Origin of the sequence: Lysinibacillus sp. CNPSo 3705 (genome assembly GCF_028674935.1) — a bacterium.
Classification (GTDB): domain Bacteria; phylum Bacillota; class Bacilli; order Bacillales_A; family Planococcaceae; genus Lysinibacillus.
In genome coordinates, this window is record NZ_JAQZSD010000055.1 from 15,864 (window position 1) to 29,761 (window position 13,898).

At 39.2% G+C, this 13,898-nt stretch carries 9 protein-coding genes, 1 rRNA gene and 1 pseudogene; 4 read left to right on the plus strand and 7 right to left on the minus strand.

Annotated features, from left to right (window positions below; genetic code table 11):
- Window positions 1–31: 31 nt before the first annotated feature.
- From addA to PVA17_RS19145, 4 genes are all read right to left on the minus strand, one after another.
- Window positions 32–3,748: a helicase-exonuclease AddAB subunit AddA gene (gene addA / locus PVA17_RS19130; RefSeq protein WP_274068600.1), complete on the minus strand. Its 3,717-nt coding sequence runs from the start codon at window positions 3,746–3,748 to the stop codon at window positions 32–34.
- A 1-nt stretch (window position 3,749) separates the two neighbouring features.
- Window positions 3,750–7,259 (minus strand): helicase-exonuclease AddAB subunit AddB, encoded by a 3,510-nt coding sequence (gene addB / locus PVA17_RS19135; RefSeq protein WP_274068601.1) that lies wholly within the window; start codon window positions 7,257–7,259, stop codon window positions 3,750–3,752.
- Between the two features lie 438 nt (window positions 7,260–7,697).
- On the minus strand, window positions 7,698–8,327 hold the full coding sequence (locus tag PVA17_RS19140) for a TVP38/TMEM64 family protein (RefSeq protein ID WP_274068602.1): 630 nt from the start codon (window positions 8,325–8,327) through the stop codon (window positions 7,698–7,700).
- 11 nt (window positions 8,328–8,338) lie between these two features.
- Window positions 8,339–8,890 (minus strand): helix-turn-helix domain-containing protein, encoded by a 552-nt coding sequence (locus tag PVA17_RS19145; RefSeq protein ID WP_337993623.1) that lies wholly within the window; start codon window positions 8,888–8,890, stop codon window positions 8,339–8,341.
- A gap of 124 nt (window positions 8,891–9,014) precedes the next feature.
- Here PVA17_RS19145 and PVA17_RS19150 point away from each other — a divergent pair, with 124 nt between their 5' ends.
- Window positions 9,015–9,746 (plus strand): AzlC family ABC transporter permease, encoded by a 732-nt coding sequence (locus PVA17_RS19150; RefSeq protein WP_274068604.1) that lies wholly within the window; start codon window positions 9,015–9,017, stop codon window positions 9,744–9,746.
- The gene (locus PVA17_RS19155) at window positions 9,743–10,069 is read left to right on the plus strand and encodes an AzlD domain-containing protein (RefSeq protein WP_274068605.1); all 327 of its coding nucleotides are present in this window, start codon (window positions 9,743–9,745) and stop codon (window positions 10,067–10,069) included. The genes PVA17_RS19150 and PVA17_RS19155 overlap by 4 nt, the downstream gene beginning before the upstream one ends.
- Window positions 10,070–10,121: 52 nt before the next feature.
- On the opposite strand, the gene PVA17_RS19160 is transcribed toward PVA17_RS19155, so the two are convergent.
- Entirely contained in the window at window positions 10,122–10,352 is a 231-nt protein-coding gene (locus PVA17_RS19160) for a DUF2198 family protein (protein WP_132364002.1), read from the minus strand.
- Window positions 10,352–11,533: a PDZ domain-containing protein gene (locus tag PVA17_RS19165; protein ID WP_248717936.1), complete on the minus strand. Its 1,182-nt coding sequence runs from the start codon at window positions 11,531–11,533 to the stop codon at window positions 10,352–10,354. Before PVA17_RS19165 ends, PVA17_RS19160 begins: the two co-directional genes overlap by 1 nt.
- Window positions 11,534–11,767: 234 nt before the next feature.
- Between PVA17_RS19165 and PVA17_RS19170 the strand changes: the two genes are divergently transcribed.
- Window positions 11,768–12,481, plus strand: a complete 714-nt coding sequence (locus PVA17_RS19170) for a hypothetical protein (RefSeq protein ID WP_274068606.1) — start codon at window positions 11,768–11,770, stop codon at window positions 12,479–12,481.
- A gap of 468 nt (window positions 12,482–12,949) precedes the next feature.
- Window positions 12,950–13,387, plus strand: a pseudogene (locus PVA17_RS19175) (transposase); the annotation flags it as partial.
- Between the two features lie 414 nt (window positions 13,388–13,801).
- Here PVA17_RS19175 and rrf read toward each other — a convergent pair.
- Window positions 13,802–13,898: ribosomal RNA gene (rrf, locus tag PVA17_RS19180) — 5S ribosomal RNA — on the minus strand; the annotation flags it as partial.

Sequence of the window (13,898 nt, forward strand, 5' to 3'; positions counted from 1 at the left end):
TATAGCAGATTGCCCTGTTACACCTGTTCACTTATGCATGTAAAGCCCGTTCAATATCGAATAAATATAGAACTTTATCACTCACTTTGATATGAAGGATAGATTCAATCGCCTCACTATAAACTCTCAGCTGAACGCCATATCGGCCTAAAAGTTCCTTTGTTAGGGCTGGCTCCTCAGCAAAATGTGATTGAATGCGATCTGTTTTATAATCAAGCAAAATCCATTCACCATTCTCATCCTCAAATAAGCAATCAATAATCCCTTGCACAATTTGAGCGTCGCCATCTTCATCTACTCTACTAATCGTAAATGGCAGTTCTCTTCGGATTGTTTTTGCTTTTTTAAAGCGTTGTCCAATATCTGTTGCAAAGAAATTATATATTTTTTTCCATGGGACAATCTTCCCCTCCGCCTCGGTCAGAAGCTGTCTTGCCACTAAATTAGCGACAAAGTCTTTAACCTCCTGGACATCCGTAAAGCCGTTTTGAGGTACATGTTGCATGACTGTATGGACTGCTGTTCCTATTTCTGCACCTGTTAGCTGTTTGTCCTGTAAAAAGGTTGGACGGGGCGCAATAGTCGTCGTTTTTTGCTTAGAAGGTACTGAAAAGTAATATTCAGGCTCCTCCTGTCGCTGTAAATTTTCTAAACGCTTTATTTCACTTACAGATATTTTTGAACGTTTTTGTGTTGATGTCTGAAATGCATAATGTGCTTGAAAACGCTTCGTAATTTCCGACAGCAAGGCTTCGTCCTCTGGCGTTGCTAGCAATGGCTGTACCTCATCCTCTAACACCTGTATGTCATACGCAAAATGGCTTGTTTCAACAGCTCTTACCCACCAATGCGATATGTCTTCAGATGCCTTATAGGAAGAAGAAGCAATTTTTGCAAAATCTGCATGTCTCGCAACTGCTGGCCCAAGCCAATCAAAGTAGCTATTAGCCCGCGCACGTAAATACTCTTGTAATGGGGCATCCATAGGTAAACTTTGAGCATCCTGCCAGTTTTCGAGCGTCTTACGCCAATTTTTTACGGAGCCTACTAAAATAAGTCGCTCCTTTGCACGTGTCATCGCTACGTATAATACACGCATTTCCTCAGCCCGCATTTCAAGCTCCTTTTTCTCCTTTAGCGCTAAAAATGGTAGCGATGTATACGTAATACGATTTTCTGGATCAATTGCCTTCACGGCAAGGCCAAAATCTTGATCGAATAAATATGGATTGTGGAAATCCATTTTATTAAACGGTCTCCCCATCCCTGCAACAAAGACAACAGGGTATTCCAAACCTTTTGAAGAGTGGATCGTAACAAGACGCACAACATCATCCTTTTCTCCAATCGATTTAGCTGTTCCTAAATCATCTCCACGCGTACGCATACGATCAATAAAACGTAAAAAGCGAAATAGTCCTCGAAAGGCTGTTTTCTCATACATTAAAGCACGATCATGTAAAATGCGTAAGTTGGCCTGACGTTGCTTACCATTTGGCATAGCACCAACCATCTCATAATAATGCGTGTCTAAATAAATTTTCCAAATTAAATCTGACAGTGAACCACGTCGTGCTAAATCTCGCCAGTTTTCAAATGCTAGCATAAATCGTTGAAGCTTGACAAAAGTATCTGAATGCACACCATGCCCATCACTTCGAATAAATTGCCTTAATGCATCATAAAATGGTGCTTTTTTATCTGCTAACCGTATTTTTGCTAGCTCATTTTCTGTTAAGCCAACAAATGGTGCACGTAGCACTGAAGCTAAAGGAATGTCCTGATATGGATTATCGACAACCTTTAGTACATTCAGCATAATCATGACTTCAAGCGCATCAAAATATCCTTTAGCGGACTCCGCATAGAGAGGGATTCCCGCAAGCTTAAATTCCTCCACTAAATCTGTTGACCATGTCATTGAACGCATTAAAATCACAATATCACTATATTTTAATGGACGTTCTGTCTTCGTTTTTGTATCGAATACGGTTGTCCCATCCTCCATCATCTGCCGAATACGCTCAATGATAAAACGTGCCTCATACTGTGATTTTTTTAATTCCTCTAGTTCAGAGGCATCGCTTGCAATGTCTTCCGCCTCTTCGTCCAATGCCTCTTCTTCAGGAGGATGCATGATAACTAGCTCTACCGGAACTTCTTTATCATCATACGGCGCTGCTGGCTTTAATGAAGCATTTTCATCATAAAGAATTTCCCCTACACGCTCACCCATTATTTGTGCAAATACATAGTTTGTAGCGTTCAACACTTCTTTTCGACTACGAAAATTAGCATTTAAATCTATCCGCATTCCCGTTAAATCTGGGGCCTCTAGAAACTCACTATACTTTCGCATAAAAAGCTTCGGTTCTGCTAAACGGAAACGGTAAATACTTTGCTTCACGTCCCCAACCATGAATAGATTTCCATCTTGCTCACTACCTGTTTTCACAAGCTGCAATATTGTTTCTTGGAGCATATTTGTATCTTGATATTCATCAACAAGTACTTCTTTAAACCGTTGTTTCAAATCTAGTGCAACAGGTGAAGACTGTAATTTACCTTCAACTTCTACAGTTAAAATTTGCAATGCGAAATGCTCTAAATCCGAGAAATCAATAATTCCTCGTTCTAATTTTGCCATGCGGAACCGTTCACTAAAAATATTTGTTAATTCGACTAATGTTCCGATCGTTGGACCCATTAATCGTATTTCTTCAAGCAAGCGTGCAGGAGTACGAACAAAATAAGTCTCTTTCAGCTTATTGACAATTTTTTTAGCTGACTCACGTTTTTTCTTGGCAAGCTCTTGTAACTCTACATCTACTAAAGCATCCTTTGATACACGCTTTAATGTTGACCATTTCACCGTACCAAAATAATCAAAGAGTTCCTGCCACGTTCCTTCACGACTAATACGAATACCTTCCTGAATCATCGCAAAATCCATTTCTGCGGTTTCAGCATATGGCGCCGGTCCCTCGGGCTGTAATGTAATAGCACGCATTTCAGAAATTAAAACGAATGCCTCCTCAAGACTATGCTTGACTGTTAACTTCACATATTTCGACAGCTCTAAATCATCAATGGTTACGTCCGCTGCTAAGTCATATGTCTCTGGTAGACTACGAAGCCATTTTAGAGGCTCTGCATGTACACGAGACGTATCATATAGCTTGCTTATTAATGTTTCAATAGCTTGATCATCACGATCCGACGTAAAGCTATCAACGAGGTGGTAGATTGCTTGAACTTGTGCCTCATCCTCAGAATCGTAAGCATCTTCTAATACTTCTGCCAATATATCGTCCCTTAGCAACGCAACCTCTGCCTCATTCGCTATACGAAAGCCTGGGTCAATATCTAACATATAGGCATATTGTTTAACGATTGCTAGACAGAAAGAATGTAGCGTTGAAATTTGTGCTTTATTGACAAGGCTTAGCTGGCGTCGTAAATGGTTGGAAGTTGGATTTTCTGCAATAGCCTTTTCAAGCGCCTCCGCCATACGGTGACGCATCTCAGCAGCAGATGCATTTGTAAATGTAACGACAAGTAATTCATCCACGTTGATGGGATCTTCTATCGCAACTACCTTTTCAATCATGCGATTAATAAGTACTGCCGTTTTACCAGAGCCTGCCGCAGCCGATACAAGTGTATCCTGACCGCTTGCATAGATGGCCTTCCATTGGTCGTCAGTCCACGTTACTTCCGCTGGCTTTTCGGGTATTTTTTGTACCAACTTACTTCATCTCCTTCCGAATTTTCTCAACGATATCATTCGGTTTTGCTTGCTGTAATTGACGATAGCTTTGCTTGCCATCAGATGGGTCGAATTGACAAACAGCTGTAAATTGACAGTAATCACATGCTGTTTTTGTTTTAAGTTTATAAGGACTAATGGACGTATCTCCTGCTAAAATTCCATCACCAGCCTCTTGATGCTTGCGCCGTACAAAATGCTGTAGATTTTTCATATCATTAACAGGTACTATACGCGACTGAGATTCTGAAGGTGTCCCATCTTTCTTCATATAGACAGGAATAATTTTTGAATGTCCACTCGATTCCTCTAATTGCTCATCCATCGATAAAATGGCCTCCGCATTTTCTGACAAAAGACCTTTCATTTTGTATTGTTTTAAACGGTCTTCTTCAATTTCACTATCACTTAAATCCTTATCAAGCTTCAGCATTGGATTGTGGACATGTACATAAAGAACCCCAGCTGGCTCCGCCTCCCCTGGTAGCCAATAAGAAGCGTTTTCCATCGCCACATCTAAATACGTTAGTACTTGTAGAGACAAACCGTGGTACACCTCATTCAAATCTAAATCACGAGCGGATGATTTATAATCGACGATTCGCAAATAAGAGCGGTCATCAATAGATGCACTATCGACCCTATCAATACGACCTCGCATAAACATTTTCTTACCACCTGTTAAATCTATTTCAAGTGGAGGAAGCTGTTCATTTTGCCCCGGTCCAAATGATGCCTCAATGGCAATTGGCTTAAAATGAGATACATTCGCATGCTGCGTAAGTGCCGTCATTGTTCGCTCGACAATACGAATAAGTTTGCGTTGAATGTAGCGATAACGTGCGCTTGACAGTAAGATTTGATGTGAAAATACCGGCACAATTTGCTCGACAGCTTGGCGTGCTAATTGTTTAATTTGCTGCTTTGATAAACGTATCCATGATAGTTGCAGACGGTGTGTCTCTTCAGTTATCCATTTCAATGCCTCATGGAATAAATCACCCATTGCAAATGTTTCTAGTCTGTACTCTGCCCGCTCTTCTAGATGAAGTCCATACGTAGTAAAATGAGAGAATGGACAGCGGAAATATTTCTCAATACGAGACACGCTAGATGTTAGCTTTTGACCATATAATTCCTGAGTGATGTGGTTTTCTAATGGCTCTGCTTCATTTTTATGAGTGATCGGATGTAAAACTCGATCATAAATAAGTGCCCAATAAGGGTCCTGTTTATAAAACTTTTGTAAAGCAAGCCACTCTGGCGCTAGTTCTCGACTATGTTCAGCTTGGCGTTTTTGCACCATTAAATGTGCTAAAGCTGTACGTGGATGGCGTAAATACGGTAATGCACTTTCGTCCAATAGTTCAATTGGATCGATTACAACTCGCTCGACCTCGACACCACTCAAAAGGCCTGCCCTTTTATCATTGCCGATAATTTTCTTTATATAGAGCGAAGACAGTAGCGCCTTGCCCTCTTCATCTGCCGTTGGATAGGACATATATAATTTATCGGAAGGTGTCGTTAAAGCTCGATATAGCAAGAAATTTTCCTGCAGTAAACGATTTTTTGATGTTGGCGCCAGTTCATAGCCAATTTGAATAAACCATTCACGTTCGTTATCTGACAGCAATCCCTCATAATCCATACGAGTTGGATAGACTCCATCATTCATTCCTAAGACAAAAGCGACTTTTATATTCGATAAACGAGCTAAATCAACTGTCGCTACCATAACTTCATCTAATGTAGGCGGGATACGCGAAAATTCTAATGTATCAAAACCCTCATCTAAGATTTTCGCCGCTTCCTCTACGGACATCTCCTGCTCACCAAACATATACACAAACTGATCGAGCACTGCAATCCATTCTTTCCACGCTTGATCATGCTCACTTGCAGCTAATGCATCGCCTTGATCAAGTTCACGGTCTTTCATTGCTTGAAGCTTTTCATAAACATTTAAATGCTCAATCAACTCATATAAAGCTGTCGCTACATCTCTACCGGTTGTAGCTACTTCCAGCTTGTCCTGTAATGATTGAAGCGGCTGACGAATTTCGTCGCGAATAGCCTCGATTTCTGCCTGCATGGCACGTTCTTCATCCGTCTGCACTCGTGAATGGAATTCTAGTCCACGATACTTTTTGAAAAACCATCGAGCTTCTTCAAACCAGCGCTCCCCAAAGACGCCATGTGCTAAACAGTAGTTTTCTAAACGATCCGCTCGCTCACGCCAAACATTTAATTCAGCATGTAACGGGAAAAATAGATCTGTTTTCACACTCCGAAAAACCGGTTCATACTTCCAATTGGAAGTATGAACCTCTAAAGCAGATCGACTAAGTTCAATTAAAGGGTGATGCAACATCGTCTTTTTCGAATTCGTAAAAATAGGAATTTCATATTGTTGGAAAATTGTTGTGATGAGCGGGTCATAGACTTCTGCTTGTCTATAAAGAAGTACTATATCTTGATAACGATACCCGTTCTCTCTCGTCAACTTTGTTATTTCCCGGGCAATGGCATGTATCTCCGCACGTCGATTAGATGCTTCTAGTACCATAACATCACCTGAAGTTTCTTTCGTTTGAGGCACCATATCAGCAAAGCGAGCTTCCATATGCTGTAAATCACTAGACTGGAAACGATACGTATGATAGAAGTGCAATGGTGCTTCAACTTCAATGCCTTCTTCATATGCAATATCGTGTAAACGTTGGTTCGTAGAAGCGGCTTCATGGAATAAAGATTGCTCATCATAAACTTCATCGATATGGTCAAAGGGAAGAACTACCGTTACCTGTTTTGTCACCTTTAATAACTCTTTTACAAGCTCTAATTCTCTTACCGTAAATGCTGTAAAACCATCTATATAAATTGACGCCTGCTTCATCGTCTCGGAGTATTTTAGTTGCTCGGTTAAAATCGGATAATACCCCTCACTATCGACATATGTTGTGCCAAGTCGTTCCTCCAAAGCTTGCAAAACTACTTGTAAATCATTCGTCTTCGCTTGCAATGTATTTGGCGCATCAATGGCCTGCAAAGACGCGGTCACTTCAGCTAACACCGAACTATTTACACTATAACGACTAAACTCTCGTAATAGCGTTTCAATTTCCTCCGTAAAGCCTCGTTTCCCAGCTGCTTGTCGAAATAATGAAAACTCACTTTTTTGTTCCTCTAAAAGTTTGCGAATAAGCATTCGATAGCCATAGCCATTTACTTCTTTTCGAGCAATACCGCCCGTTTCCTGTAATACTAACCATGCTAATCGTTTAAATGTCATGACCTGCGCACGGATTAAGCCTTTCAAGTCATGCTTATTCGTCAGCTCATACTCCGTTGAATAAGACATTTGGTCAGGTACAATCACAAAAATTGGATGACCTAACGGATCTGTTTTTAGTTGCTCGACAATCTCTTGATGAATAAACGTTGATTTACCCGTTCCTGAACGTCCTGATACAATACGCAATGTCATGTCCTTTTCTCCTCCTGTTAATAATCTATATCCATTATGCCTCGGCATAATTGCGTCCGGAATCGGCTTTGTGCTTAGGCGGTCAGTTAGCCGTTATCGCAAAGATGCGATGATTTTAGGCTAACTCCTATCCGATTCCCGTGACATCCGCCGGAGGCTTTAACTTCTTTTCTGTGGATGTTTGTACTTAAACTCGAATTCATTACAACACCTATAGAGATGGGAGGTTACACGGGCTTTGCTGGTCTACCTGAGCAGTTTTTGCATGGACCCGATTACGTTGATGGTTCCCCCGAGCTTTTTGCTTCTCTAACTTTGCATTTTACTATTTTATCTAAACGGTGCTCCACGTTTCTCGAACAACCTTTATGAATGAAGATAAAAAACCCCTTCTCTCATTTTACATGATAAAAGGGGTAAGATGTGCATATTCAACTTTCAACGTTGATGATTTTTCGTCAATTTTCTTGCATGTTTTAAGTCTCTTTCTACCCGTGCATTTAATCGTTTCTCCATAAACTTGCCAATCCACCACAGCAAGATTATCGCAACAGCTGCAATAATCAGTCTAACAGGGCTCGTTAGGAGCGACTTTAAATCGTAACCAAGTACACTCATTCCTAAAATCATAACGAACTTCCCAGCCAATAACACCACAAAATAAAACTTTTTATGAATATGAGATAGCCCCGCCACAATATTTACAATGATTGAGGGGGTAAAAGGAAAACAAAGTAACACGAACAGAGGACTAATACCATTCATATCTACCCATTTAATTAGCTTCTCTACTTTTTTACTCCCTGTTACAAATCGAAGCTTTGGATGCTTGCCAAAATGTCGGACAAGCAAAAATACCGCATATGAACCCGCTACTGATCCTATCCAGGATAATAAAAAACCTAACCATAAACCAAATGCGCTCGCATTTGCGACAACGAACACGACCAACGGTAAAAATGGAAAAAACGCCTCTATAAACGTTAAAAATAAACCAATGACCGGGCCAAGCGTTCGATATTGTGCCGCAATTTGCTCAATATTATCTACAGTAAACCATTCACTCAAAATTGACACCTCTATTTATATTGCAAAATTAAATGTAAAATCGTTAACTTTTCCGAAGTATTTTTATACTCATGTGGTTGATGTCCTGAGAATACTAGTGTATCCCCTTCTTCTAGTAATTCATGCATCTCCCCAGCAGAAATATTGGCCTGCCCTTGGATTACAGTCACAGTTTCCTCTACCCCTTCTGTGTGGGCTTCACTTCTACTGAAAGCACCAGGCTCCATTTCAATCCTATAAAGTTCCCAGCCACGATCTGGATTATAAGGAATAATGGAATACACACGATACCGCCCCTCATCTTCATCTACACGCGGCGCATCCTTACTACTATATTTCATGAAGTGAGCTGTTGGTGCTTGTAATAATGAAGAAAATGAAGTACGCATTCCCGCAGCAATTTTCCAAATCGTTGATACTGTAGGATTTGCCTCCCCTTTTTCAATTTGGGCCAGTTGGGCTTTACTTACCCCTGTAGCTTTGGCAACATCATCTAAGCTTAATTGACGTTGCTGCCGGATCTTCTTTAATTGAAATGCCAAATTCCGACTCATTTGCTCCATTTTTATTCACCAATTTCCCTTGTTTATTTTATCAGACATATGTATACTTTAATAACCACATCAAACTATTAGACTATTCTATTTTTAGTATACATGGAAATTTTTAAGAAAGGACGATTTCTTTATGACAAGTACAACCGATTTTCAGAATGAAACAGCAAACATGCCAGACGATAGCTTTTTACAAGGTGTTAAAGATTGTGTTCCCACTTTACTCGGTTATATAAGCATAGGACTCGCTTTCGGTGTTGTAGGTTCCGCTTCTGGGTTATCTGTATTCGAAATTGCACTATTAACTATACTCATCTATGCAGGCTCCGCACAATTTATCTTTTGTGCACTTCTGTTAACAAATAGCCCTGCTTCTGCTATTATTGTAACCATTTTTGTTGTAAATCTACGCCATTTATTAATGAGTTTAACATTAGCTCCACACTTTACACGCTATTCCATGCTAAGAAATGTTGGTTTCGGCACATTATTAACGGACGAAACATTTGGCGTTGCTGTTACAAAGCAAATGCAAAGCGGGAAATTACATGGCAAATGGATGGATGGGCTGAACATAACTGCTTACTTATTTTGGATTCTTTCTTGTGTAACCGGCGCATATTTAGGACAGTGGGTAGCAACTCCTGAAAAATGGGGCTTAGATTTTGCATTGGTAGCTATGTTTGTGGCACTTCTTGTTCTCCAACTTAATAGTGTAGGTAAAAGTAAAATAATGCATTATCTTATGTTAATCGGCTATATGGTTGTCATTATGTATGGTCTTTCTTATATTGTGCCCTCCCATGTGGCTGTTCTTCTTTCAACAGTTATTGTAGCAACTATAGGGGTGGTGACAGATAAATGACGACACCTACTACTATGGTATGGCTCATCATTGGCTGTGCACTTGTCACCTGGCTACCACGTATTATTCCTTTTATTTTCGTTCGAAATGTAAAACTACCTGAGGTTGTATTAAAATGGCTAAGCTTTATCCCAGTTTGTATTTTGAGTGCTCTCGTCATCGAAAACTTATTGGATACAGAAAGCGGAAAAATTGTGACATTAAATTGGCCCGTATTGATTACCTTTGTGCCAACGCTTATAATTGCAATTGTTACCAAAAGCTTATCTATTACAGTTGTAGCAGGGGTTATCATTATGGCAGCCGTACGATTCTTCATGTAAAAAGGTCAGTCTTAAAAGTGAGAAAGCTATCACTTTGGACTGACCTTTTCTATTAATATTTGTTTTTTCTCATTTTACTTGCTAGCCAAAAGCCTACTGTTAACGAAAATGCATCGATTACGAAAATAATAGGCGGCGAAGTATATCCTGCATAGACAGATGCCGCAATAAGCGCAATTGCCAATATTAATGCAACATACCGATTATACGTAATTCTAGTAAACAATAATACGAGTAATGCTGGTAAAAATAACGCTAGCATCATTTTCCCGAAAACATCCATCATATATCCCTCTGCTCAGCTAGTAATAATCCAATACGATAATGATCATTGCTATATATAACATGCTGTGTTAAGCGTATTTCATTGTTTCGATCTATTACTTCTAGACGACAATGTGCAGCATTTAATTGCAAAGCCTCGTATAAATCATTTTCAGTAAAAATGGCCTGACCGTTTACTTTACGAATACATTCTCCTGCCAGTAAGCCCATTTTTTCAGCAGGTGAATCAGGTAAGACAGCCGCAATAATAGCGCCCTTTGAATTTGGTGCAACTGCATAAATGTCCGTTTTATCTTGCAGCGCATAGTAGATCGTGATAATGATACGAATCACTGCACCAATTGCCAACGTGATAAAGCCAATAAACGGCTCCAACGCAGCAACAAGTCCACCTATTAAAATTAACTGCCCTAGTATAAGCACCGCTCGGCCAATTTTAGGCAATTGCACAGTCGGCAATTCTTTTCGAGTAAGCTTTGAAAAGCCTATAACGAGTGGAAATAGTACAAGTGCAAAAGTACTCTCCCCTAATGTAAATTGTGGCCAATACGGGAAATCTACAGGAATAATATCACCAGGTATTACAAAGAAAATTGGCAATATCCAAACATTTCTTGAACGATAGACAATTGCCTGCATACCTCGCTTCGTCTTTTCAACTCTCGGTGTCGTTACCTTCATTGCTGTTCGACGAATTAATATACCCTCAGCAATCACACTTAGACCTGCTAAAACCGTAATCGTTATAATGGAACCATCTAATAAATTTACACCTTCTAAAGAAATTTTCCACCAAGAAAATGTCCAATTGTAATGGTACATCAACCACATTGCTAATGTTGCAAGCCCCATTGTGTAGATAGGTGAAAGTGCATTAATGAAGAACAGTAATAGTGCCAACGCAGAAATAGCAATTAAAATCATTAAAAAAGCTTTAGGTACTGTTAAACCTAAACCAACACTTATGAGTGAAATGAGGAGGGCATTTAGCCACCCAAATTTCCATTGACCAATTAGCTCTGTCCAACCCCAAATAATACGTCTATTAAAAAATTTCCGCTCCTGCTTTACACGACTATAACCTAATAAAACCGCAAATAACATTGCGATATACATTAATGGGTTAATTAAAAAGCGGCCAATCGCTGTTACAATTTCTATTAAAATATCACTAACCATACGAACACCCGCCGTTTCTATCTTGAATACTATGATTTTATTGTATCAAACGACTACACTCTTGCGTAGTACAATCTAGCAGAAAGCCTTCTATTCTTATTTTTTTATCGTATTTAGCGGATATTCATTTAAAACGTTGCAAGTATGTCGTTTTTTTATAAATTAATCCAAATATTCAAATATTACCTGTAACTTAAATTTGTAAAAAGTGTCTAATAACTAGGAGGTGTTATATTGAAAGTTCTTAAAAAGATGATATTTATTTCTGCATTTGCTTTGTTGATATCTTCGTGCAGTAACTCCACTTTTCTTAAAGGGTGTCCTGATGGGGTAATTGAATGGGTGGATGTGTTGATGATTAACGATATACAGTATGAGCATTATTTTCCAGAGACAGCGAATGAAAATCTTCCTATAACAATTGAAAAAGGTAAAGAACTTGGTAAAGTAAGATATAAAATGGCTGACAGTGCATGCAGTAATCACAAGATGCAAAATGGTGATGCGACATATTTAAAGGAAGGAACAATCATTTCTGAAATAAAAGGATATCCGTCATCCTTGATTATTGCTGCAAATAATGATGTTTATGTAGCCAACACAAATAAAAAGGCAAAAACAATAGGAGAACTTTACCCTATGGATCATTTGGTGAAGAATATTTATTTTGAAAGCACTGAAGATGGCAAGAGAATACACACATTCTCACAGTCCTCTAAAGATACGTTCCTAGCCGCATTTTATGAATTAAAATTAGCAGATGAACAATCATTAATTGATGTAGGTAAGCAAGATGGTACACGTATATTTTTGGGGATTGAACTTAATAATGGTGTTTCATTTAGGCAGCTTTATTGGAGCGATTCTAATACATTCCAGAATGGAGCAATTGGAAACGATAAAATAAAGGAAGTTATTAACTTTGAATTATCAAATCTTGAAAAATAATACAAGTAATATGAGCTAATTTCATAAATTTAATCCCTTTAGTATCAAGGGTTCTACGGGCACCTCCCCAAAATTCGGTATAATGGTAGCGACGAAACTAGCATACTGAATGCGGTGAATGCCCTAAGACTAGGGTAAAACAGATGAGCCTATCTGATATCCAAGAATTAATGGAAATGGAAAGTTTCCGTCGTTTTGATACGATTTTTGCCACTTTCGACGCGCGACCTATTTCCCAGCTAATTTGAACCCATTTACCGTCAATTACACGAGTATCAAATGCGTGCAGTGATTCCCTATAAATACGAGCGACGGAAGGAAGAGCCAAAGCGACGGTAAGTAGAGCCTGAGCGACGGAAGGAAAAGGCGAAGCGACAGAAAGATGAGGCGAAATGACGGAAAGTAGAGCCAGAGTGACGGAAGGATGAGGCGAAGCGACGGAAGAAATCCAAGAGCGACGGAATCATCCGCAACGAAGGCGAGTATCTTGGATTTGATAAGCATTTCAGACCGACATGTGTACTTGAACACAGCTACTGTTACGACAGCTTCGATGAAAAATACCGAACACAAAATTCACAAGGCTAAAGGAATGTGCAACCTGTCCGTTACGTGATGATGCACTCTGTCAGAAGGTTTTCAAAATCAAGTGTAACAATGATTTACGGAAATTTACGTATCCCAGCACGTGGCACTGAACTATGGAAACAACTGTATAAAGAGCGCATAGCCGTTGAACGTGTAAATGCATACCTAAAGCAATATTTTCAGTTAAACAATGTCCGTCACAGAACAGGAAGAAAGGCGAAACCTCACTTCAATCTGGTGACGTTTATTTATAATGCCTGCAAGTTGGCAATAGATCGTCTGAATGCTTTATTACAGACACAAACTCAAGCAACATAATTTTTAAAAACGTAAGTTTTCTTAATAGAAGCAGTCTAAGCTCTTGATTCATATAATAAAAATTTCTACAATCATGAATTGTAGAAGTCGCTATTACAGCTTGAGAGGGAAAAGAAAGCATTTTAATCAAACTTTGCTCAATGTGCTATCTTTTCATTTATATAAAATGCTTTTTAGAATTACTTTTAACCAAACTTTATTTTAAACAAACTTTTAGGTCCTGCATCTTCGTCAGCTAGTGCTCGAAATTTTGCTTCATCGCCCATTACTTTTCCGAGAAGATTCCTTATTTCTTAACCTTCGGCTAGATAAATGGCAAAAACTATAACCATTTTTATAGATTTATTTGGGTTAACCAGCTGAAAAAATGCAAATAAAAAAGCCGAGAAATATATTCTCGACCTAAATTATTTTGCCTAGCGACGTCCTACTCTCACAGGGGGAAGCCCCCAACTACCATCGGCGCTAAAGAGCTTAACTTCCGTGTTCGGTATGGGAACGGGTGTGACCT

Excerpts from the sequence above, each read along its gene's own strand:
- addB (WP_274068601.1), bottom strand. The coding sequence starts at position 7,259 with ATGACATTGCGTATTGTATCAGGACGTTCAGGAACGGGTAAATCAACG.
- PVA17_RS19145 (WP_337993623.1), bottom strand. The coding sequence starts at position 8,890 with ATGGAGCAAATGAGTCGGAATTTGGCATTTCAATTAAAGAAGATCCGG.
- PVA17_RS19150 (WP_274068604.1), top strand. The coding sequence starts at position 9,015 with ATGACAAGTACAACCGATTTTCAGAATGAAACAGCAAACATGCCAGAC.
- PVA17_RS19155 (WP_274068605.1), top strand. The coding sequence starts at position 9,743 with ATGACGACACCTACTACTATGGTATGGCTCATCATTGGCTGTGCACTT.
- PVA17_RS19160 (WP_132364002.1), bottom strand. The coding sequence starts at position 10,352 with ATGGATGTTTTCGGGAAAATGATGCTAGCGTTATTTTTACCAGCATTA.
- PVA17_RS19165 (WP_248717936.1), bottom strand. The coding sequence starts at position 11,533 with ATGGTTAGTGATATTTTAATAGAAATTGTAACAGCGATTGGCCGCTTT.